This window comes from Caulobacter sp. 17J80-11 (genome assembly GCF_014349105.1).
Taxonomy (GTDB): Bacteria; Pseudomonadota; Alphaproteobacteria; order Caulobacterales; family Caulobacteraceae; genus 17J80-11.
Window position 1 is genome coordinate 428,206 of the sequence record NZ_JACSJI010000001.1, and the last position, 21,995, is coordinate 450,200.

Annotated in this window: 20 protein-coding genes and 1 other RNA gene; 19 read left to right on the plus strand and 2 right to left on the minus strand. The window is 71.0% G+C overall.

Annotated features, from left to right (window positions below):
* Positions 1-62: 62 nt before the first annotated feature.
* Genes H8B08_RS02215 through metH form a run of 4 tightly spaced genes read left to right on the plus strand, consistent with a single transcriptional unit; the run spans position 63 to position 5,684 of the window.
* Positions 63-1,025 carry a metalloregulator ArsR/SmtB family transcription factor gene (locus H8B08_RS02215; RefSeq protein WP_187448571.1) on the plus strand — a complete coding sequence of 321 codons (963 nt, stop codon included), beginning with the start codon at positions 63-65 and terminating at the stop codon, positions 1,023-1,025.
* Positions 1,022-1,960, plus strand: a complete 939-nt coding sequence (gene metF / locus H8B08_RS02220) for a methylenetetrahydrofolate reductase [NAD(P)H] (RefSeq protein ID WP_187448572.1) — start codon at positions 1,022-1,024, stop codon at positions 1,958-1,960. The genes H8B08_RS02215 and metF overlap by 4 nt, the downstream gene beginning before the upstream one ends.
* On the plus strand, positions 1,957-3,021 hold the full coding sequence (locus tag H8B08_RS02225) for a homocysteine S-methyltransferase family protein (protein ID WP_187448573.1): 1,065 nt from the start codon (positions 1,957-1,959) through the stop codon (positions 3,019-3,021). Before metF ends, H8B08_RS02225 begins: the two co-directional genes overlap by 4 nt.
* Positions 3,021-5,684: a methionine synthase gene (gene metH / locus H8B08_RS02230; protein ID WP_187448574.1), complete on the plus strand. Its 2,664-nt coding sequence runs from the start codon at positions 3,021-3,023 to the stop codon at positions 5,682-5,684. The genes H8B08_RS02225 and metH overlap by 1 nt, the downstream gene beginning before the upstream one ends.
* A gap of 36 nt (positions 5,685-5,720) precedes the next feature.
* Here the strand turns inward: metH and H8B08_RS02235 are convergent, their stop codons facing one another.
* The gene (locus tag H8B08_RS02235) at positions 5,721-6,263 is read right to left on the minus strand and encodes a hypothetical protein (protein ID WP_187448575.1); all 543 of its coding nucleotides are present in this window, start codon (positions 6,261-6,263) and stop codon (positions 5,721-5,723) included.
* A 162-nt stretch (positions 6,264-6,425) separates the two neighbouring features.
* Here H8B08_RS02235 and H8B08_RS02240 point away from each other — a divergent pair, with 162 nt between their 5' ends.
* The 15 genes from H8B08_RS02240 to H8B08_RS02310 all read left to right on the plus strand — a co-directional run bounded on the left by H8B08_RS02240 (position 6,426) and on the right by H8B08_RS02310 (position 20,663).
* Positions 6,426-7,118 (plus strand): molecular chaperone DjiA, encoded by a 693-nt coding sequence (locus H8B08_RS02240; protein ID WP_187448576.1) that lies wholly within the window; start codon positions 6,426-6,428, stop codon positions 7,116-7,118.
* A gap of 114 nt (positions 7,119-7,232) precedes the next feature.
* Positions 7,233-7,571, plus strand: coding sequence for a hypothetical protein (locus tag H8B08_RS02245; protein WP_240454568.1), 339 nt, complete (start codon positions 7,233-7,235; stop codon positions 7,569-7,571).
* An 86-nt stretch (positions 7,572-7,657) separates the two neighbouring features.
* Positions 7,658-8,347: an N-acetylmuramoyl-L-alanine amidase gene (locus tag H8B08_RS02250; RefSeq protein WP_187448634.1), complete on the plus strand. Its 690-nt coding sequence runs from the start codon at positions 7,658-7,660 to the stop codon at positions 8,345-8,347.
* 53 nt (positions 8,348-8,400) lie between these two features.
* An RNA gene (gene rnpB / locus H8B08_RS02255) (RNase P RNA component class A) lies at positions 8,401-8,787 on the plus strand.
* 240 nt (positions 8,788-9,027) lie between these two features.
* Complete coding sequence (locus H8B08_RS02260) at positions 9,028-9,492, plus strand: division/cell wall cluster transcriptional repressor MraZ (protein WP_187448577.1); 465 nt, start codon at positions 9,028-9,030, stop codon at positions 9,490-9,492.
* Entirely contained in the window at positions 9,489-10,433 is a 945-nt protein-coding gene (rsmH, locus tag H8B08_RS02265) for a 16S rRNA (cytosine(1402)-N(4))-methyltransferase RsmH (protein ID WP_187448578.1), read from the plus strand. Before H8B08_RS02260 ends, rsmH begins: the two co-directional genes overlap by 4 nt.
* Positions 10,430-10,843 (plus strand): cell division protein, encoded by a 414-nt coding sequence (locus H8B08_RS02270; protein WP_187448579.1) that lies wholly within the window; start codon positions 10,430-10,432, stop codon positions 10,841-10,843. Before rsmH ends, H8B08_RS02270 begins: the two co-directional genes overlap by 4 nt.
* Positions 10,840-12,600 (plus strand): penicillin-binding protein 2, encoded by a 1,761-nt coding sequence (locus tag H8B08_RS02275; RefSeq protein ID WP_187448580.1) that lies wholly within the window; start codon positions 10,840-10,842, stop codon positions 12,598-12,600. The genes H8B08_RS02270 and H8B08_RS02275 overlap by 4 nt, the downstream gene beginning before the upstream one ends.
* On the plus strand, positions 12,597-14,048 hold the full coding sequence (locus H8B08_RS02280; RefSeq protein WP_187448581.1) for a UDP-N-acetylmuramoyl-L-alanyl-D-glutamate--2,6-diaminopimelate ligase: 1,452 nt from the start codon (positions 12,597-12,599) through the stop codon (positions 14,046-14,048). Before H8B08_RS02275 ends, H8B08_RS02280 begins: the two co-directional genes overlap by 4 nt.
* Positions 14,045-15,451, plus strand: coding sequence for a UDP-N-acetylmuramoyl-tripeptide--D-alanyl-D-alanine ligase (gene murF / locus H8B08_RS02285; RefSeq protein ID WP_187448582.1), 1,407 nt, complete (start codon positions 14,045-14,047; stop codon positions 15,449-15,451). Before H8B08_RS02280 ends, murF begins: the two co-directional genes overlap by 4 nt.
* Positions 15,451-16,563, plus strand: a complete 1,113-nt coding sequence (gene mraY / locus H8B08_RS02290; protein ID WP_163260415.1) for a phospho-N-acetylmuramoyl-pentapeptide-transferase — start codon at positions 15,451-15,453, stop codon at positions 16,561-16,563. Before murF ends, mraY begins: the two co-directional genes overlap by 1 nt.
* A gap of 5 nt (positions 16,564-16,568) precedes the next feature.
* On the plus strand, positions 16,569-17,984 hold the full coding sequence (murD, locus tag H8B08_RS02295; RefSeq protein WP_187448583.1) for a UDP-N-acetylmuramoyl-L-alanine--D-glutamate ligase: 1,416 nt from the start codon (positions 16,569-16,571) through the stop codon (positions 17,982-17,984).
* Complete coding sequence (gene ftsW, locus H8B08_RS02300; RefSeq protein WP_187448584.1) at positions 17,981-19,153, plus strand: putative lipid II flippase FtsW; 1,173 nt, start codon at positions 17,981-17,983, stop codon at positions 19,151-19,153. The genes murD and ftsW overlap by 4 nt, the downstream gene beginning before the upstream one ends.
* Entirely contained in the window at positions 19,150-20,244 is a 1,095-nt protein-coding gene (murG, locus tag H8B08_RS02305; protein ID WP_370545376.1) for an undecaprenyldiphospho-muramoylpentapeptide beta-N-acetylglucosaminyltransferase, read from the plus strand. Before ftsW ends, murG begins: the two co-directional genes overlap by 4 nt.
* A gap of 8 nt (positions 20,245-20,252) precedes the next feature.
* On the plus strand, positions 20,253-20,663 hold the full coding sequence (locus tag H8B08_RS02310; protein ID WP_187448585.1) for a hypothetical protein: 411 nt from the start codon (positions 20,253-20,255) through the stop codon (positions 20,661-20,663).
* Between the two features lie 19 nt (positions 20,664-20,682).
* Here H8B08_RS02310 and H8B08_RS02315 read toward each other — a convergent pair whose 3' ends face one another.
* Positions 20,683-21,969: a hypothetical protein gene (locus H8B08_RS02315; protein ID WP_222934252.1), complete on the minus strand. Its 1,287-nt coding sequence runs from the start codon at positions 21,967-21,969 to the stop codon at positions 20,683-20,685.
* Between the last annotated feature and the right edge of the window lie 26 nt (positions 21,970-21,995).

Consider the following 21,995-nt stretch of genomic DNA (forward strand, 5'->3'; position numbering starts at 1 on the left):
ACGCCTTGGCTGGCGCGCCTTTCCACTTGCCATAAGCATATAAAGATATCTTTATATGCCCCATGAGCCTGAACGCTGATGAAGCTGTCGAAGTCCTGCGCGCCGCCGGTGAGCCCACGCGCCTGCGCATCCTAGCCCTGCTGGCGGCCGAAGAGCTGTCGGTGATGGAGTTGTCGCGGATTCTCGACCAGAGCCAACCACGCGTTTCACGGCATCTGAAGCTGATGAGCGAAGCGGGGCTGATCGAGCGATTCCCCGACGGCGCCTGGGTGTTCTACCGCCTCGCCACCGACGGCCCGCGCCGGCGCCTGGCCGACGCGGTGCTGGACCTGCTGCATGACGACGGACAGCCCGACCGCGACTTCCAGCGCCTGGGCGAGGTCCGCACCGAGCGCGAGGCCGCGGCGGCGGAGTACTTTGAGCGGATCGCCCCGCGCTGGGACGAGATCCGCTCGCTCTACGTGCCGGAAAATGCGGTGGAGGCGGCCATCGACCGCGCCGCCGGTCCGGGCCCGTTCGAGCGGGTGGTGGACCTCGGCACCGGCTCGGGCCGGATGCTGACCCTGCTGGGCCGCCGCGCCAAGATGTCGGTCGGCCTCGACCTCAGCCAGCACATGCTCAACATCGCCCGCGCCAACGTCGCGCGCGCGGGCCTGGAGAAGGTCGAACTGCGCCACGGCGACATCTTCGCCACCCGCCTGCCGGCCCACAGCGCCGACCTCGTGGTCGTGCACCAGGTGCTGCACTACCTGTCTGACCCGGCCGCCGCGGTGGCCGAGGCGGCGCGCCTGGTGCGCCCGGGCGGACGGCTGCTGGTCGTCGACTTCGCGCCTCACGCGCTGGAATTCCTGCGCACCGACCACCAGCACCGCCGCCTCGGCTTCGCCGACGACGAGATGGACCGCTGGCTGGAGGAAGCCGATCTCGACCGCGTCGAGCCGGTCGAACTGGCCCCCGACCGCGAGGGCCTCACCGTGAAGATCTGGACCGGCCTGCGCGCGCAGGCCGAAAGGAGCGCCGCATGAGCCTGGCCGCCGCCCGCGCCCTGCTTCTCTCGCCGCTCGGCCCTGTCGCCCGGGCCGGCGGCCGCGAGCACGGGGAAGTGAAGGTCTCCTTCGAGTTCTTCCCGCCGAAGACCGACGAGGCCGAAGCCAACCTGTGGAATTCGATCCGGCGGCTGGAGCCGTTGGGCCCGTCCTTCGTTTCGGTCACCTACGGCGCAGGCGGCTCGACCCGCGAGCGCACCCACCGCACCGTGCGCCGCATCCTGGACGAGACCTGCCTGCAACCCGCCGCCCACCTGACCTGCGTGGAAGCCTCCCGGGGCGAGGTCGACGACGTCGCGCGCGCCTACTGGGACGCGGGCGTGCGCCACATCGTGTCCCTGCGCGGCGATCCGCCGGGCGGGACGGGCGTGGGCGGCGTCTACGTTCCTCCCGCGGACGGCTACGCCAACGCCACCGAGCTGACCGCCGCGCTGGCGCGCATCGCGCCGTTCGAGATCAGCGTCGGGGTCTATCCTGAGAAGCATCCGGAGAGCCCGTCGATCGACCACGACCTCGACGTGCTGAAGGCCAAGATCGACGCCGGCGCGACCCGGGCGATCAGCCAGTTCTTCTTCGACATCGACGCCTTCCTGCGCTTCGTCGACCGCGCGCGCGCGGCCGGGATCACCATCCCGATCGTGCCGGGCGTCATGCCGGTGACCAACTTCAAGGGCCTGTGCCGCATGTCCGAGAGCTGCCAGGCCTCGGTGCCGGCCTGGCTGGCCAACCTGTTCGACGGCCTGGACGACGATCCCGACACCCGCCGTCTGCTGGCCAGCTCGGTGGCGGCGGAGATGTGCGCGCGGCTGGAGGAGGAGGGCTTCTCCGAGTTCCACTTCTACACGCTCAATCGCGCCGACCTGGTCTACGCCATCTGCCGGGTGCTGGGCGTGCGCGAGAAGGTTCACGCATGACCCGCGCCGATCGCGTCGCCGCGCTGAAGGCCGCCGCCCGCGAGCGGATCCTGATCCTGGACGGCTCCTGGGGCGTGATGTTCCAGCGCATGGGCCTGTCGGAAGACGACTTCCGGGGGCAGCGCTTCGCTGAGCATCCGCATCCGCTGAAGGGCGACAACGACCTGCTGTGCCTGACCCGGCCCGACGCCGTGGCCGGCCTGCACGACGCCTATTTCGAGGCCGGCGCCGACATCGCCTCGACCAACACCTTCAACGCCACCGCGATCAGCCAGGCGGACTACGCGCTCGAGGCGGCGGTGACGGACATCAACCTGGCCGCCGCGAAGCTGGCGCGCGAGAGCGCCGACCGCTGGACCGAGAAGACGCCGCAAAAGCCGCGCTTCGTCGCCGGCTCGCTGGGACCGCTGAACCGCACCCTGTCGATCAGCCCGGACGTCAACGACCCGGCCGCCCGCGGCGTGACCTGGGACCAGGTCTACGCCGCCTACACCGAGCAGGCCCGCGCCCTGCACGAGGGCGGCATCGACGTCTTCCTGGTCGAGACCATCTTCGACACGCTGAACGCCAAGGCGGCGATCAAGGCCATCCTCGACCTCGAGGACCAGGGCTACGAGCCCCTGCCGATCTGGATCTCCGGCACCATCACCGACCGCTCGGGCCGCACCCTGTCGGGCCAGACGGTCGAGGCGTTCTGGAACTCCATCCGCCACGCCAGGCCGTGGGCCGTGGGCCTGAACTGCGCGCTGGGCGCGGAGCTGATGCGTCCGCACCTCGCCGAACTCGCGCGCGTGGCCGACACCCTGATCGGCGGCTATCCCAACGCCGGCCTGCCCAACGCCATGGGCGAGTACGACGAGGGCCCGGGCGAGACCTCCGGCTTCCTCGGCGAATGGGCCGGCAGCGGGCTGGTCAACATCCTGGGCGGCTGCTGCGGCACCACCCCGGACCACATCCGCGCCATCGCGAAAGCCGTCGCCGACGTGAAGCCGCGCGCCGTCCCGGAGCGCCCGCGCGCCATGCGCCTGTCGGGCCTCGAGCCGTTCGAACTGGTGAGCTGATGCGCCCGATCTTCGTCAACGTCGGCGAGCGGACCAACGTCACCGGCTCGGCCAAATTCCGCAAGCTGATCGCCGAGGGCCAGTACGCCGAGGCCCTGTCGGTCGCCCGACAGCAGGTCGAGGCCGGCGCCCAGGTCATCGACGTGAACATGGACGAAGGCCTGCTCGACAGCCGCGCCGCCATGGTCACCTTCCTCAACCTGATCGCTTCCGAGCCCGACATCGCCCGGGTGCCGATCATGATCGACTCCTCCAAGTGGGAGGTGATCGAGGCCGGCCTGCAGTGCGTGCAGGGCAAGGCGATCGTGAACTCGATCTCGCTGAAGGAAGGCGAGGCGGTCTTCGTCGAGCACGCGAAGAAGTGCCTGCGCTACGGCGCCGCCGTGGTGGTCATGGCCTTCGACGAGCAGGGCCAGGCCGACACCGCCGCCCGCAAGGTCGAGATCTGCGAGCGGGCCTACCGCATCCTCGTCGACCAGCTCGGCTTCCCGCCCGAGGACGTGATCTTCGACCCGAACATCTTCGCGGTCGCCACCGGCATCGAGGAACACGACAACTACGCCGTCGACTTCATCGAGGCGACGCGGCGCATCAAGCAGATGCTGCCCTACGCGCGGGTGTCGGGCGGGGTGTCGAACGTCTCGTTCAGCTTCCGCGGCAACGAGCCGGTGCGGCGCGCCATCCACTCGGTGTTCCTGTACCACGCCATCGCGGCGGGCATGGACATGGGCATCGTCAACGCCGGCGACCTGCCGGTCTACGACGACATCGACCCCGAGCTGCGCGAGGCGGTCGAGGACGTGATCCTGAACCGCGCCGCCCGCGGCGGCGTCTCCCCGACCGAGCGGCTGGTCGACCTGGCCCCGAAGTACAAGGGCGAGAAGGGCGCGGCCAGGGTCGTGGACCTGGCCTGGCGGGAGCAGCCGGTCGAGGCGCGCCTGGCCCACGCCCTGGTGCACGGCATCACCGACTTCATCGAGGCTGACACCGAGGAGGCGCGGCTGAAGGCCGAGCGTCCGCTGCACGTCATCGAAGGCCCGCTGATGGACGGCATGAACGTCGTCGGCGACCTGTTCGGCGCGGGCAAGATGTTCCTGCCCCAGGTGGTGAAGTCCGCCCGCGTCATGAAGCAGGCGGTCGCCTGGCTGCTGCCTTTCATGGAAGCCGAGAAGGAAGGCCAGGAACGCAAGTCGGCCGGCAAGGTCGTGATGGCCACGGTGAAGGGCGACGTCCACGACATCGGCAAGAACATCGTCGGCGTGGTCCTGCAGTGTAACAACTACGAGGTCGTCGACCTGGGCGTCATGGTCCCGGCCGACAAGATCCTGGACGCCGCCGTCGAGCACGGGGCCGACATCGTCGGCCTGTCGGGCCTGATCACGCCCTCGCTGGACGAGATGGTGTTCGTGGCCTCGGAGATGGAGCGCCGGGGGATGTCCCTGCCGCTCTTGATCGGCGGCGCCACGACCAGCCGCACGCATACGGCGGTGAAGATCGAGCCGGCCTACCGGCGCGGGCCGACCGTCTACGTGCTGGACGCCAGCCGCGCCGTGGGCGTGGTGTCGAACCTGCTGTCTCCGTCCGACAAGGTCCCGTTCGTCGAGCAGACCCGGGCGGAGTACCGCAAGGTGCGCGAGTCTTACGGCCGCGGGCCGGCCAAGCCGCGCTCCAGCCTGGCCGAGGCGCGCGCGAACAAGTTCCAGATCGACTGGGCGGCGTGGACCCCGCCGGCCCCCAGCTTCATCGGCGTGCGCGCCTTCGCGCCCTACGACCTGGCCGACCTGGCCGAGCACATCGACTGGACGCCCTTCTTCGCCAGCTGGGAGCTGGTCGGCCGCTTCCCGCAGATCCTGGATGACGAGATCGTCGGCGAGGCGGCGCGCGACCTCTATCGTGACGCCCGCGCCATGCTGGACAGGATGATCGCCGAGAACTGGGTCGAGGCCCGCGGCGTGGTCGGCTTCTGGCCGGCCAATAGCGACGGCGACGACGTGATCGTCTACGGCGACGACGCGCGCACCACCGAGCTCGCCCGCCTGCACACCCTTCGCCAGCAGATGGCCAAGGGCGAGGGCAAGGCCAACACGGCGCTGTCGGACTTCGTCGCCCCGGTCGGCGTCGCGCCGGACTGGGTCGGCGGCTTCGCGGTGACCGCCGGCCACGGCGAGGTCGAGATCGCCCAGCGCTTCAAGGCGGCCGGCGACGACTATTCCGCCATCCTGGTCACAGCGCTGGCCGACCGCCTGGCGGAAGCCTTCGCCGAGGCCATGCACAAGCGGGTGCGTCGCGAGCTGTGGGGCTACGCGGCCGACGAGACCGCCACGGTCGACGAGCTGATCGCCGAGAAATACCAGGGCATCCGCCCGGCCCCCGGCTATCCGGCCCAGCCCGACCACACCGAAAAGCTGACCCTGTTCCGCCTGCTGCAGGCCGAGATCAACGCCGGCATGGAGCTGACAGAGAGCCTGGCCATGACGCCGCCGGCGTCGGTCTCGGGCCTCTACTTCGCCCGCCCCGAGGCGCATTACTTCGGGGTCGGCAAGATCACCCGCGAGCAGGTCGTCGACTACGCCCGCCGCAAGGGCTGGAGCCTCGCGGAAGCCGAGCGCTGGTTGTCGCCGATCCTGGACTACGACCCCGCGGCGGAAGCGGCGGCGGCTTAAGTCACCTTCTCCCGCAAGGGGAGAGGGGACGGAGAGTTACGACTTCGGCCGCCCCACGGGGCCGTCGGCCTCGCCGCCGTGCTCGACGGAAGCGTTCAGGCGGAAGATGTCCTTGCGGCCTGCCAGGCGCTGCGCGGCGTGCTCGCAGCGGGGCGGCAACTGCCAGGCCAGGTAGGAGTCGGCGGCCAGCTGGTGGTCGACCTTGCGGGCCTCGTCCCACTTCTTCCAGCCGTCTTCGCGCTCGGCCATGGCGCGCTTGCGCCCGGCCTCGGTCTTGCCTTCCGGCGCGGCGTCCAGCGCCGTCTCGTAACCGGCGAGGTAGGCCCTGCCGATCTTGGTCTGGGCCTCGTCCAGCGGCAGCTTGTCCTGAACCCGCTCGGCCAGGTCCATGTGGCCGCTCAGCACGCCGTAGCACCAGGCCACGAAGCCGAAGTCGTCGGCCGGCGCGCCCTGCGGCAGGATATCCGCGGCCGGGCTGGGCGGGGCGGCGTCAGCCGCGCGGGTCGAGACCGGGGCGTCCGACGTCGCAGCGGCGGGATCGGCGAAGAGCAGGGCGAGCGCGAGCAGGGTGGCGGCCATGCGGCGTGGATCCTTCTCAAAGCGCGCGTAGCCGTGCGGGCGCGCGCCATGGCATCTTGCCCGAAGCGTCGGGAGACGCCAACTGGAACGGTCGAGCTTGGCCTGAGTTCCGCGGGGGGCGGAGGTCATCGGAAGGCCGCAATCGTGGGGTGGGCTTAAGTCATGGGGTTCTGGAGCACGATCGCGCGCCTGGCCGTCCGTCGCGTCGACGCGGCGGAGTGCGCCGAGTGTCCGCCCGGCCTGCCGGGCCAGGACCCGGCCTTCACCACCGCGGTGACCGCGCTGGGAGCCAAGCTGGCCAAGGCCGACGGGCGCGCCGACGCAGCCGAATTCGCCGTCTTCGCCGAGGTGTTCCAGCCCGAGGCCGGGGCCGAGCGCGACGTGCGCCGGCTCTACAACCTCGCCCGCCAGACCACCCAGGGCTACGAGAGCTACGCGCGGCGTCTCGCCAAGCGCTACCGCAACTGCCCGCAGCTGCTGGAGGACGTGGTCGACGGCCTGTTCCATATCGCCGCCGCCGACGGGGTCGGCTCGCCCGAAGAGTTCGTCTACCTGGAGCGGGTGAGCGGGCTGTTCGGCGTCTCGCCGATGGTTTTCCGGCGCATCCGGGCCACCCATTTCGGCCCCGAGGCCGATGACCCGTACGTGGTGCTGGGCGTCGCCCCGGACGTCTCCGACGCCGAGCTGCAGGCGGCGCGCCGGCGGCTGCTGGCCGAAACCCACCCCGACAAGGTCCGGGCGCGCGGCTTGCCCCACGAATTCGTCGAGGTCTTCACCGCCAAAGCGGCCGCCATCAACGCCGCCTTCGACGCCGCCATGGCCGAGCGCCGGCAGTTCGCCGGCCAACTCGCCTAAGCGGCCCACCGCTCAGCCCGAACGTTCGCCTTTTCCATGCGTTCGGATTGACGGGAGGCGTTACGAGACCGACATAATTGCTGAGCGCCGGGCGGCGCTCGTGCGAGGTGAGCCATGGATACCACGACGCGTATCAGCCTGCGGAGCACGTTCGGCCCCGGTCGGGTCGAGCGCGGCGATCCGGTGAGGCGGGGTCTGGCTTGGCTCGGCGGCCTGTTCGCGGCCGGCGCGGCCCTGACCATCGGTGCGGTGCTGGCGGTGTTCACGGCCGTGGCGGTCACGGTTTTCGCCCTGTTCGCCAGCGTGCTGGTCTTCCTGGCCGGCCTGGCTTTCCGCGCCCGTCGGATGACCTACGTCCGCGCCCGCGCCGCCGGCCCTGGCGGCACGGTGCTGGAAGCCCGCAAGGTGGGCCACTCCTGGGTCGCCTACGGCTGGGACCGTTCGGCCCGCTGATCCTCTTTTAGATTTCCGCCGTGTCCACCATCGAACTGATCGACGCGCCTTCGCCCAACTTCGACGAGCGGCGCGCGCCGCCGGACATGGTCGTCCTGCACTACACCGGCATGCGCTCGGGGCAGGAGGCGATCGACCGCCTGCGCGACCCGGCCGCCAAGGTCTCCGCCCACTACGTCGTCGAGGAGGACGGGCGCATCTTCCGCCTGGTGCCGGAGGAGCGGCGCGCCTGGCACGCCGGCAAGTCGTTCTGGAAGGGCGAGACTGACTGCAACGCCGCCTCCATCGGCGTGGAGATCGTCAATCCCGGCCATGAGTTCGGCTATCGCGCCTTCCCGGACGCCCAGATCGAGGCGGTGATCCGCCTGCTCGACGAAATACGCATTCGCTGGACCGTGCCGGACTGCCGCATCCTGGGCCATTCCGACGTCGCGCCGTCCCGCAAGGAGGACCCCGGCGAGCTGTTTCCCTGGAAGCGGCTGGCCGGCGCCGGCCACGGCCTGTGGTTCGAGCCGGCGCCCGCGCCGGGCCCGGCCCTGAAGGTCGGCGACAACGGCGTGGGCGTCTTCGCCCTGCAGGCCGGCCTGCACCGGCTGGGCTACGAGCCGCTGCCCTCGGGCGAATACGACCAGGAGACCGCCACCGTGGTCACCGCCTTCCAGCGCCACTGGCGGCCCGACCGGGTCGACGGCGTGGCCGACGGCGAGACCCGCGCCCGTCTGATGGGCCTGCTGCAACTGGCCTCGGCGGAGTCGGTGACCGGGGTTCTGACCTAACCCGCTCCGCCCCGGTTGACCCGCGCCCTGTCTGGCCTCACTTAACCCGCGGATCAGACGGCCGGGCGGTCGCGGTCGCCTTCGGGCGGTCGAGGAAAGTCCGGGCTCCACGGTGAAATGGCGGCGGGTAACGCCCGCCGGGGGCGACCCCAGGGATAGCGCCACAGAAAGCAAACCGCCCGAGGCTTCGGCCGAGGGTAAGGGTGAAAGGGTGCGGTAAGAGCGCACCGCGGGCCTGGTGACAGGACCGGCATGGCAAGCCCCGCCAGGAGCAAGACCGAATAGGGACCGCGCGCCCGTCCTCGGACGGGCAGGGCTCGCCGGCCCGAGCGGTCCGGGTAGGTCGCGAGAACCGTCCGGCGACGGACGGTCCAGAGGAATGATCGTCGCCCCGGAGCAATCCGGGGGCACAGAACCCGGCTTATAGGCCGTCTGATCCGCTCCGCCCGTCCAGGGCGTTCTCTCCCGTTTCGTTAACTCTTCCCCTTCGCTTTGAGGCGTGCGGACAGCCTGGCTGTTCCGCCTTCGTTCGCGCTTTCCCGTTCTGAAACAGGGGCAATCGCGCAGTTCCGGGGCGGAAAATGTCAGCGAGTGTCATTGCCGCCCAATCCATCCCATGTTAACCCATGACCTTGGGTGTGGCAGGTGAAGGGCGGACCGTCTCGGTCCGTGGGCATGGCGTGTTTCTCTCGACCTTCGAGAAACAGCTGGATTCGAAACGGCGCTTCGTGGTGCCGCAGGATTTCCGTGCCGCGGCCGCAGGTTCGTTCGACGGCGTGTTCTGCTTTCCCTCGATCGAAGCCGACTGCCTGGAAGGCGGCGGCAAGGCCCTGTTCGACCGCTACGCCGACCTGATCGAGGAGCTGCCGTTCGGCGATCCGCTGCGCACTTCGCTGGAGACGGTGGTTTACGGCGGCATGAACCAGCTCGCCTTCGACTCCGCCGGGCGCATCACCCTGCCCGAGAGCCTGTGCGAAGCCTTCGGCCTGACCGACTGGGTGGTCGTGGTCGGCCTGAAGGACCGCTTCCAGATCTGGAACCGCGACAGCTTCCGCGCCTGGCGCGAGGAGCAGCGCGCCGCCGCGCGCGCCGGCCTGGCCGACCTGCGCCAGCGCCAGCGCGCCGCCAGGACCGGGGGCGTGTGATGGACGCCCCGCACCTGTCCGTCCTGCTCGACGAGGTGGTCGAGGCGCTCGATCCCAAGCCGGGCGACGTGATCGTCGACGGCACCTTCGGAGCCGGCGGCTATTCGCGCGCCTTCCTGGAACGCGGGGCCGAGGTGATCGGCTTCGACCGCGACCCCACGGTGCGCCCGCACGTCGCGGCGCTCGAGGCCGCCTATCCCGGCAAGTTCGCCTTTGTCGGACGGCGATTCTCGGAAATGGCGGAAGAACTTGAAGGGCGCGCGCCCGTGCAGGGCGTGGCGCTGGACATCGGCGTTTCGTCCATGCAGCTGGACCAGGCGGAGCGCGGCTTCTCCTTCATGCGCGACGGTCCGCTGGACATGCGCATGGGCGATGAAGGCCCGTCGGCCGCCGACCTGGTCAACACCGAGGACGCCGCCGAGCTGGCGCGCATCTTCTGGGTCTACGGCGAAGAGCGTTCCTCGCGGCACATCGCCAACGTGCTGGTCCGCCGCCGCCAGGAGCAGCCGTTCGAGCGCACCCTGGACCTGGCGGACGCCGTCGAACGCGCGCTCGGCGGTCGCCGCGGCGCGCCGGTGCATCCGGCCACCCGCGTGTTCCAGGCCCTGCGCATCGCGGTCAACGACGAGCTCGGCGAGCTGGAGCGCGGCCTGGAAGCGGCCGAGCAGATCCTGGCCCCGGGCGGCCGGCTGGCGGTGGTCACCTTCCACTCGCTCGAAGACCGCATCGTGAAGTCCTTCCTGACCGAGCGCTCGGGCCGCCTGCCGGCCGGCTCGCGCCACCTGCCGCCCAGCGCCAAGGGGCCGGAGCCGACCTTCGAGCTGCTGTTCAAGGGCGCGCGCGAGTCCGGCCCGGCCGAACTCGCCGCCAATGCGCGCGCCCGTTCCGCCAAGCTGCGCGCCGCGCGGCGCACCGCCGTCCCGGCGAGGAGGGCCGCATGAGCAACCGCATCGAGCGCCTGTTCGACCGTCGGGTCCGCGGCTTCCGCATCGTCGAGGTGGCCGCGCTGGGCTGCTTCGTCATGACCGTGTTCTTCGTCTACATGACCAAGGCCTCGGCCAACGAGGAGCGCACCCAGATCTCGCGCATCGAGCGCGACATCGACCACGAGCAGCGCAAGCTGAAGCTGCTGCGCGCCGAGACCGCCCACCTGGAGCAGCCGGCGCGCATCGAGGTGCTGTCGCAAAGCTATCTCGGCCTGAAGCCGGTCGCCGCCAAGCGCGAGGCCCAGCCCGACGGGCTGGTCGAGATCGCCCGCAACGGCAACGCGCCCGTCCGCGCCGTCGCCGCGCCCGCCGCCGAAGCCGGCGCTGTCGAAGTCGACGCCCTCGCAGGAGCCGCCGAACGATGAGGCCGCTCGACGTCCGCAACCACGCCCAGATCCCCAGCCTTCAGTGGCTGACCGACACGGTCTGGTCGGTTGAGCACGCCTTCGAGCGCGCCAAGGCCGAGGCTCGCCCCGAGGAAGACACGCGCGTGCGCATCTTCTTCGTGTTGGCGGTGTTCGCCTGCGCCTTCTTCGGCCTGTCGATCGGCGCCACCAAGGCGGCGCTGTTCTCGGGCGCCCGCGCCGGCGCCGGCGCCTGGGCGGCCAACGCCTCGACCCGCGCCGACGTGGTCGACCGCAACGGCATGCTGCTGGCCACCGACCTGGTGCACTACCAGCTCTACGTCGACCCGAACGAGGTCTGGGACGAGGCCGACACCCGCCAGAAGATCGTCAAGGCCCTGCCGGACGTCTCCTACGCGCGCCTGCAGAAGGCCCTGACCGGCGAGCGCCGCGTGTTCGTCATGGGCGGTCTGACGCCTCGCGACCGCGCCCGGGTGCACGACCTGGGCCTGCCGGGCGTGTCGTTCGAGGAGGAGGACCGCCGCGTCCACCCGCTGGGCCGCTCGGCCTCGCACCTGATCGGTTTCAGCGACACCGGCGGGCGTGGCCTGGCCGGGGTGGAGCGCTCGTTCGATCAGGCCATCCGCGACGCCGGACGCCAGGGCGGCTCGGTGCCGCTGTCCATCGACCTGCGTGTCCAGGGCGCGCTGGAGAACGAACTGCGCGCCGCGGCGATCGCCCAGAACGCCAACGGCGCGGTCGGCATCGTCACCAACGTGCACACCGGCGAGATCCTGGGTATGGCGTCGTGGCCCGACTACGACCCGAACGTGCCGGGCGGCGCTTCCGACAACGAGCGCCTGAACCGCGCCGCCGCGTCGGTCTACGAGATGGGCTCGACCTTCAAGGTGTTCACCGTGGCCATGGGCCTGGACACCGGCGCGGCCTCGCTGACCTCGACCTTCGACGCCGGCGCGCCGATGAAGATCGGCAGCCGTTCGATCCACGACTCCCACGCGGAGAACCGGGTGATGACGCTGGAGGAGGTGTTCATGCACTCCTCCAACATCGGCACCTCGAAGCTGGCCCTGACCATGGGCGGCGACACCATGGTCCGCTACTTCGACAGCCTCGGCCTGCTGGCCCCGGCGCCGGTGGAGCTGATCGAGTCCGCCCGCCCGATCGTGCCGCGCAAGTGGGACCAGAACACCGTCGCTTCGACCTCGTTCGGCCACGCCATCTCGGTCAGCCCGCTGGCCCTGACCGCGGCCATGGGCGCGATCGGCAACGGCGGGAACTACGTGCCGTTGACCCTGAAGAAGCTGAAGCCGGGCGAGCAGCCGCAGGGCCGCCAGGTCGTCTCGGGCGCCACCTCGCGCGCCATGCTCGACCTCATGCGCCTGAACGTGGTGCGCGGCACCGGCACCCACGCCAACGCGCCCGGCCTGCGGGTCGGCGGCAAGACCGGCTCGGCCGAGAAGGTCATCGGCGGCCGCTACGAGCGCTCGCGCCTGGTGTCGTCCTTCGCCGCCTTCTTCCCGACCGACGGCGCGCTCGAGGACGACCGCTATTTCGTGCTGATCCTGCTGGACGAACCGAAGGGCAACGCCGAGACCTACGGCCTGCGCACCGGCGGCTGGACGGCCGCGCCGGTGGCCGGCCGGGTGATCGACCGCATCGCGCCGCTGCTGGGCGTCGACCGCCGCGCCGATCCGTGGACCACCGCCACCGGCGACAAGCTGCCGATCAGCGAGATCGAAAGCGGGGCCGGTCAGTGAGCGCGCGGCGGCTGTCCGACATCCTGCGCCGGGATCTGGCGGTCGATCCGCTGATCACGGGCGTCACGGCCGACAGCCGCAAGGTGGGCGAGGGCGCGCTGTTCGTCGCCCTGCCGGGCACGCGCGCCGACGGCCGCCTCTTCATCCCCCAGGCCCTGGGCCAGGGCGCCGCCGCCGTGCTGGCTCCCGAGGACACCCCCGAAGGAGCTGCGCCGGTCCTGGTGCGCTCCGGCGACGTGCGCCGCGCCTATGCGCTCGCCGCGCGGGCCTTCTACGGCGACCAGCCGCGCACCTGCGTGGCGGTCACCGGCACCAACGGCAAGACCTCGGTCGCCACCTTCTGCCGCCAGATCTGGACCCGGCTGGGCCGCAGCGCGGCCAGCATGGGCACGCTGGGCGTGGTCGCCGGCGAGGACACGGCCCTGACCGGCCCGGGCCTGACCAGCCCCGACGCCGCCGACGCCGCGCGTCTGACCGCCGAGCTGGCCCAGATGGGCGTCACCCACCTGGCGCTGGAAGCCTCCTCGCATGGGGTGGAGCAGCGCCGGCTGGACGGCCTGGCCCTGACCGCGGCCGGCTTCACCAACCTGACCCAGGACCACCTGGATTATCACGGCACCATGGAGGCCTACCGGGCCGCCAAGCTGCGCCTGTTCGAGGCCCTGCTGCCGCGCGGCCGCACGGCCGTGCTGAACGCCGACAGCGACGCCTACAACGCCTTCGCCGCCGCCGGCATCGTCGCCGGCCAGTCGATCTATTCGGTGGGCGAGCGCGGCCGGAACCTGTCGCTGGTCTCGCGCCGGCCGACGCCGGAAGGCCAGCGCCTGCAGATCGACGCCGACGGGCGGCTCTACGACATCCTGCTGCCGCTGGCCGGCGGCTTCCAGGCGTCGAACGCCCTGGTCGCCGCGGGCCTGTGCGTCGCGTCGGGCGAGAAGGTCGAGGACGTGCTGGGCGCGCTGGAGCGATTGCAAGGCGCGCGCGGCCGGCTGGAGCATGTCGGAACCAGCCGGGCCGGCGGCGAGGCGTATGTCGACTACGCCCACACCCCCGACGGCCTGGAGACCGTGCTCAAGGCGCTGCGCCCGCACACCTCCGGCCAGCTGATCGTGGTGTTCGGCTGTGGCGGCGACCGTGACCGCGGCAAGCGCCCGATCATGGGCGAGATCGCCCAGCGCCTGGCCGACGTGGCCATCCTCACTGACGACAACCCCCGCTCCGAAGACCCCGCCGCCATCCGCGCCGAGGTGAGGAAGGGCGCGCCCAAGGCCGTCGAAGTGGGCGATCGGCGCACCGCCATCCGCGAGGCGGTGGCCGCCCTGCGACAAGGAGACGTCCTCGTTGTCGCCGGAAAAGGCCACGAGCAGGGTCAAATTGTCGGCGAAACCGTCTATCCCTTCGACGACGCGACCGAGATCGCGCGCGCCTTGAAGGGGGAGCCTGCATGACCGCCCAGCCGCTGTGGACGGCCGACGAAGTGCTTGAGGCCACCGGCGGCCGCCTGGACGGCCAGGGTTTCGAGGCCCAGGGGGTCACCTTCGACAGCCGCGAAGTGCAGCCGGGCGACATCTTCGTCGCCCTGGCCGGCGAGCGCGACGGCCATGACTTCGCGTCCATGGCGTTCGAGAAAGGGGCCGCCGCGGCGATCGTCTCCCGTCCGGTCGAAGGCGGCTCGTCCATCCTCGTCCCCGACACCCTGAAGGCGTTGGAGGCGCTGGGCGCCTACGCCCGCGACCGCGCCCCGCAGGTTCGCCGCGGCGCCGTCACCGGCTCGGTCGGCAAGACCAGCGTGACCCAGGCGATCCGCGCCGGCCTTACCCTGGCCGGCCCGGCCCACAGCTCGATCAAGTCGTTCAACAACCACATCGGCGTGCCGCTGACGCTCGCCCGCATGCCGCGCGACGTGGAACGCGCCGTGTTCGAGATCGGCATGAACCACGCCGACGAGATCCGGCCGTTGTCCAAGATGGTGCAGCCGCACGCGGCCTGTGTGACCACGGTCGGCCCGGTGCACACCGAGAATTTCCCCGACGGCGAGGCCGGCGTGGCCCGCGCCAAGGCCGAGATCTTCGAAGGCCTCGGCCCCGGCGGCGTGGCCATCGTCAACGCCGACAACGTCTGGTTCGACCTGCTGAAGCAGTCGGCCCTGCACGTCGGCGCGCGGGTCATGACCTTCGGCGTCGACGAGAGCGCCGACGCCTGCCTGCTGGACTTCAAGGCCTTCGACGGCGGCGCGCGGGTGCGCGCCCGGGTCTGGGGCCACGAGCACGACTTCACCCTGCGCCAGTCGGGCCACCACTGGGGGCTGAACAGCATGGCCGTCCTGCTGATGCTGGACGCGCTGGACGTCTCCGTGGAGACGGGCATCGCCGCCCTGTCCGAGTTCGAGCCGCTGGCCGGCCGCGGCCAAGAGAAGCGCGTGCGCGTCGAGGGCGGCGTCTTCACCCTGGTGGACGAGAGCTACAACGCCAACCCGCTGTCCATGCGCGCGGCCTTCCGCAGCCTGGGCGCGCGCGAGGTGGGCGAGGGGCGCCGCATCGTCGTCGCGACCGACATGCTCGAGCTCGGGACCGAGGCCGCCGACCACCACGCTTCGCTGGCCGGGCCGCTGGCCGAGGCGAACGTGGACCTGGTGTTCTGCGCCGGCCCGAACATGAAGCACCTGTGGAGCGCCCTGCCGGAAAGCCGGCGCGGCGCCTGGGCCGAGACGGCCGCAGAGCTCGCCCCCAAGGTCGTCGAGGCCGTTAAGGCCGGCGACGTGGTGGTCGTGAAAGGATCCAACGGTTCGCGCGCCGGCCTGGTGGCCAAGGCGCTCGCGGACATCGAAGTCGCCGGGCGGGAGATGGCCTGATGTTTTATCTGCTGTACGAGCAGTATTCCGGCCTGGCCGACGCCTGGCCGCTGATCAACCTGCTGAAGTACCTGACGGTCCGCGTCGGGCTGGCGCTGGTCACGGCGTGGATCGTGGCCGTGGCCATGGGCTCGCGCTTCATCAATTACATGCGCGCCCGCCAGGGCAAGGGGCAGCCGATCCGCACCGACGGGCCGGAAAGCCACCTGCTGACCAAGAAAGGCACGCCCACCATGGGCGGCCTGATGATCCTTGCCGGCGTGCTGGTCTCCACCCTGCTGTGGGCGGACCTGACCAACATCCAGGTCTGGGTCGTACTGCTGGTCACCTCCAGCTACGGCGTGCTGGGCTTCATGGACGACTACGCCAAGGTCACGAAACAGACCTCGGCCGGCCTGACCAGCCTGCAGAAGCTGTTCTTCCAGTTCCTGATCGCCTTCGTGGCGGTGGCCAGCCTGATCCTGCTGGCTCCGGCCTCGCCCTCGTCGCCGGGCCTCGAGACCTCGGTGGCCTTCCCGTTCGTGAAGACCTTCCTGGTCAACCTGGGCTGGTTCTACATCGCCTTCGGGGCGATCGTGATCGCCGGTTTCTCCAACGCGGTGAACCTGACCGACGGGCTGGACGGCCTGGCCATCGTGCCGGTGATGATGGCCGCCGCCGCCTTCGGCATCATCAGCTACCTGGTCGGCAACTTCGTGTTCGCCAACTACCTGCAGGTCCACTTCGTCCCCGGCTCGGGCGAGCTGGCGGTGATCTGCGCCTCGCTGATCGGCGCGGGGATGGGCTTCCTCTGGTACAACGCCCCGCCGGCCAAGATCTTTATGGGCGACACCGGTTCGCTGGCGCTCGGCGGCGCGCTCGGCGCCATGGCCGTGGCCACCAAGCACGAGCTGGTGCTGGTGCTGGTCGGCGGCCTGTTCGTGGCCGAGGCGCTCTCGGTCATGATCCAGGTCGGCTACTTCAAGCTGACCAAGAAGCGCGTCTTCCTGATGGCTCCGATCCACCACCACTTCGAGAAGCTGGGCTGGCCGGAGTCGACCGTGGTGATCCGCTTCTGGATCGTCTCGGCCATGATGGCGCTGATCGGCCTGGCCACGCTCAAGATCCGGTAGAGCCAGTGATCCCCGTCCGCGGTTTCGAGGGCCGGCGTGTCGCCGTGTTCGGGCTCGGTCGCACCGGGCTGACGGCGGCGCGCGCCCTCAAGGCGGGCGGCGCCGAGCCGGTGCTCTGGGACGAGAAGGCGCCCGCGCGAGAGCAGGCGGCCGCCGAAGGCTTCACCGTCGAAGACCTGAACACGGCCGACTGGTCGTCCTTCGCCGCCTTCCTGCTGTCGCCCGGCGTGCCCCTGACCCATCCCAAGCCCCACTGGACGGTGGAGAAGGCCAAGGCGGCCGGGGTCGAGATCGTCGGCGACATGGAGCTCTACGCCCGCACCGTGGCGCTGGCCCCGGCCCACAAGCGGCCGAAGACGGTGGCCATCACCGGCACCAACGGCAAGTCGACCACCACCGCCCTGATCGGCTGGGTGCTGAAGCAGGCCGGCCGCGACGCGCGCATCGGCGGCAACATCGGCGTGGGCGTGCTGGGCCTGGAGGACATGCACGCCGGCGCGGTCTACGTGCTGGAGACCTCGTCCTACCAGCTGGACCTGACCTCGACCTTCAAGCCGGACGTGTCGGTGCTGCTGAACCTGTCGCCCGACCACCTGGACCGCCACGGCGGCATGGACGGCTATGTCGACGCCAAGCGGCGCATCTTCCAGAGCCAGGCCGCCGGAGACAGCGCTGTCATCGGCGTCGACGATCCGTGGTGCCGCCAGATCTGCACCGAGCTGATGGCCGCGGGCGGACGCACCGTTCGCCCGATCTCGGCCGGGACCACGGTGGGCCGCGGCGTCTATGCGCTCGGCGGCGTGCTCTATGACGCCACCGGCCACTCGGCCGTCGAGGTCGCCGACCTGACCCGCGCCCGCTCCCTGCCGGGCCGCCACAACTGGCAGAACGCGGCCGCCGCCTACGCCGCCGTGCGCGCGCTCGACCTGTCGGTCGAGGAGGCGGTCGAGGGGCTGATGAGCTTCCCGGGCCTGGCGCACCGGATGGAGGAGGTGGGCCGGCTGGGCCGCGTCCGCTTCATCAACGACTCCAAGGCGACCAACGCCGACGCCGCGCGCCAGGCCATGTCCAGCTATCCGAAGTTCTGGTGGATCGCCGGCGGCCGGGCCAAGGAGGGCGGCATCGACGACCTGGCCGACCTCTTCGGCCGCATCGAGCGCGCCTACCTGGTGGGCGAGGCCGCCCACGACTTCGCCGGCGCGCTCAACGACCACGCGCCCTGGACCATCAGCGGCGACATCGAGAGCGCCGTGATGCAGGCCTACGCCGACGCCGCCGGCTCGGGCGAGGAGGCCGTGGTGCTGCTGTCGCCGGCCTGCGCCTCCTTCGACCAGTTCGCCGATTTCGAGCAGCGCGGCGAAGCCTTCCGCTCGGCCGTGCTCGGCCTGGGCGCCGCGCCCGCTGAAGGAGCCCGCGCGTGAGCGGCCACTACAGCCACACCTTCCAGCGCACCGACCGCTCGGCGCTGGCCGTCTGGTTCTGGACGGTCGACCGCTACCTGCTGGGCGCCATCGGCGTCCTGATTTTCGTCGGCGTGGCCCTGTCCTTCGCCTCGAGCCCGGCCGCCGCGCACCGGATCGGCATGTCGCACCCGTTCCACTTCGCGCTGCGCCAGGCGATCTTCGCGACCATCGCGACCTCGATCCTGATCGGGACGTCGATGATGTCGCCCAAGGGCGTGCGCCGCGTGGCCGTGGTGATCTACGCGCTCGCCATCGTGAGCATGCTGTCGCTGCCCTTCATCGGCCACGCGGCCAAGGGCGCCACGCGCTGGATCCAGCTCGGGCCGTTCAGCCTGCAGCCGTCGGAATTCCTCAAGCCGGCCCTGATCACGCTCGCCGCCTGGATGTTCGCCGAAGGTCAGAAGGGGCAGGGGGTGCCGGGCGTGTCGATCGCCTTCGGCCTGTACCTGACCGCCGTGGCCCTGCTGCTGATCCAGCCGGACATCGGTCAGACCGTGCTGATCACCGTCGCCTTCATGGCCGCCTTCTTCATGGCCGGGGTGCCGGTGAAGTGGATCCTGGGCCTGGGCACCATCGCGGTCGGCGGCCTGGTCTCGACCTACTTCCTGTTCGACCACGTGGCCGCCCGTGTTCAGAAGTTCCTGTCGCCGGACAAGGCCGACACCCACCAGATCGACCGCGCCTCGGAAGCCATCGCGGCGGGCGGCCTGTTCGGCCGCGGCCCGGGCGAGGGCGTCATGAAGCGCCACGTGCCCGACCTGCACACCGACTTCATCTACTCGGTCGGCGCCGAGGAGTTCGGCCTGATCTTCTCGCTGTTCCTGATCGGCCTGTTCGGCTTCATCGTGGTGCGCGGCCTGTACAAGGCCATGCGCCTGTCCGACCCGTTCGAGCAGGTGGCGGCGGCGGGCCTGTTCGTGCTGTTCGCCCAGCAGGCCATCATCAACGTGGCCGTGAACCTGAACCTGATCCCCACCAAGGGCATGACCCTGCCCTTCATCTCCTACGGCGGCTCCTCCATGCTGGCCATGGGACTGACGCTCGGTCTGGCGCTGGCGCTGACCCGCCGGCGGCCGGGCGCCTACTCCCACGCCGAGGGCCTCTCCAGCGCAGGCGCATTCTCGTGACCCGTACCTCCAAGATCGCGGTCGTCGCCGCCGGCGGCACCGGCGGCCACATGTTCCCGGCCGAAGCCCTGGCCCGCGAGCTGATCGAGCGCGGCTGGCGGGTCGTGCTGGCCACCGACAGCCGCGGCGACCAGTACGCCCACGCCTTCCCGGCCGAGAAGCGCATCGCCCTGAACGCGGCGACCTACAAGCCGGGCGATCCGATCGGCATGGTCCGCGCGGGGGTGAAGATCGCCCAGGGCGTGCTGCAGGCCCGCACCGCCTTCAAGCGCATCGATCCGGCCGTGGTGGTGGGCTTCGGCGGCTATCCGTCCGTGCCGGCCCTGTTGGCCGCGCGCCAACAGAAGCGCCCGACCATCATCCACGAGCAGAACGCGGTGCTTGGCCGCTCCAACCGCGCCCTGGCCGCTAAGGTTTCGGCCGTGGCCTGCGCCTTCCCCATCCTGGAGAAGGCCTCGCCGGCGGTTAAGGCCAAGGTCGAGGTCGTAGGCAACCCGGTCCGCCCGGACATCCGCGCCCTCTACGACCGCCCGTATGAGGCGCCGACCGACCGCATCCGCCTCTTGGTCACCGGCGGCAGCCAGGGCGCGCGTCTCCTCTCGGAAACCGTGCCGGCCGCCATCGCGCAGCTGGCCGAGCCGATCCGCAACCGGCTGAAGGTCGACCAGCAGACCCGCCAGGAGTCGCTGGACACCGCGCGCGCCATCTACGCCGACGCCGCCGTCGAAGCCCACGTCGCCCCCTTCTTCCGCGAAATGGCCCAGCGCCTGGAGCAGGCCCACCTGGTGATCGGCCGCTCGGGCGCCTCGACCTGCTGCGAGCTGGCGGTGGCCGGCCTGCCCTCGGTCCTGGTGCCGCTGAAGATCGCCGCCGACGACCACCAGACCTTCAACGCCCGCTTGCTCTCCGACGCCGGCGCCGCCGCGGTGCTGCCCGAGGACGAGCTGACCGTCGACAGCCTGGCGAACCTGCTCCAGCGCCTCCTGTCCGATCCCGAAGGTCTGGTCCGCCGCGCCGCCGCCGCCCGTTCGGTGGCCGTGCCCGACGCCGCCCAGAAGCTGGCCGACCTGGTGGAGCGGGTGGTCGGGTGATGAGGCTAATGCGCCTGATGCGACTGGGAACGGTCGCGCTGGCGCTCTGTGTCGCCGCCGTCTCGGCGGCCCTCGAATCCGGGAAGGACGCCGTGCGCGACACCCCGCCTGCGAACGTCTGGAACGCGGAGCTCGCTGCTGCTCTCGTCGGCAAGACGATCCTGGTCGGCAAGACCTACGCCGGGGCGGGCGGCGAGCGCTACGAGCAGCTGCACGGTGTCGTCACCAAGGCCGACCCGGCCCAGGGCATCGCGCTCGCGCTCGAGGGGCCGCATCAGGGCGAGACCTACTGGCTGCCGCCGGACACCCGCGGCCTCAAGCCCGCCAAGCCGGGCAGCTATCGTCTGCGCAGCACCGGCGAGGTGATCGAGGATCCCGACTACCTCGCCATGTACGTCGTGGAGCCTCCCACGGTCTGACCCGGCCAGGCTGGCGGGCCTATTTCGGCGCGCTCTTCACCAGAACGGCCCGCCCCGGTTCGGCGCGGTCGACGCGCCAGCCCGGCGCGAGCTCCAGGCTCCAGCCCGGTCCAGAAACTCGGTCCGGCGCCTCTGCGGTCGGGGCGGCGACGATAAGGCTTCCCCAGCCGCCGTCGATCAGGGCCCCGTCTTCCGCCTGCAGCACGCCCCAGCGATCCGCGACGCGCAGGGTCGGGTAGACCGTGCCCTCCGGCGGCAGCGGGAAGAGGTTCTGCGGATTGAAGGAGACGTTCATCTCCTTCAGGGGCAGGCGAAGGGTCGGGCCGGTCACCAGTTTCGCGCGCCAGGCGGCCGCCCGGCGTTCATGGAGTTCGTGCCGGCGCGCCTCGTCGGTCGCGACGTCCTCGTAGGCGTACCGGCGGCGCGCTTCATCGACCGGGCTGGGCTGCACGCGGGCGGCCTGCGCGAGCAGGCGTCCGAGGTCGCGGACCTCCGTTGAACCGCGCAGCCGGACGCGCCAGGTCGGGTCGGACCGGTCGAGGAGGAGGCCGTAGGCCGGGCCCGACGTGTAGGCGAAGGTGCGAACGTACGAGTCAGCCTGTTCGGCGACGCGCAACTGCTCCACGGCGGCCGCCGCGAGGTCGCGCCGTCCGCTGAGGACCGCGCCGGTGTATTCCGCCAGCCCCTCGTGGAGTTCGAGCTGGTTCTCCAGTTCGGCCGCGTCGGTCGCCAGGGCGCGCCGCCGCTCGCGAAACGCCAGGGCGTCGGCGACGGCCTGTTTGCGCGTCGCCTCGTCCGGGGCGGCGACGGCGGCGGCGAGCGCGCGCCATTCCATCCGCAACCAGGTCCGACCCTCCGGCGTGGCCAGATGGGCCGGCGCAGGCGACGCGGCCGCGAAGCCCAGCTTCTTCTGAATGCGGTGCCAGGCCTCGTGCATCAGCAGGGCGGCCCGGGCCTGTTCGTCCTGCGGCAGCGGTTGCAGCACCATGGTCCAGGTGACCCCGTCGAACTCGACGGCGGTGTTGGCCGCGCCGATCTCCGGCGGCAGCGTTCCGAGGAACAGTCCGGCGGCCGGACGAAGGGCGCTTCCGGTTCCGGCCTGGCTGGCGACGATGGCGCGCGTCTTCGGATCGACCAGCATCAGCGGCCCGCACAGCGACTCGCCCCAGAGCCGCCCGCCGTCGGCCCGGCAAAGCGCGTCCAACTGCGCGATCACCTCGGCCGGCCCCGGCGACGGCGCCTCGGCGAGCGCCTGGCCGGTGCACAGCGCGGTCGCGATCGCCGCCCAGAGCCCAATCCCTCGCATGCGTATCGCCCCCCGTTGTTGTGAAA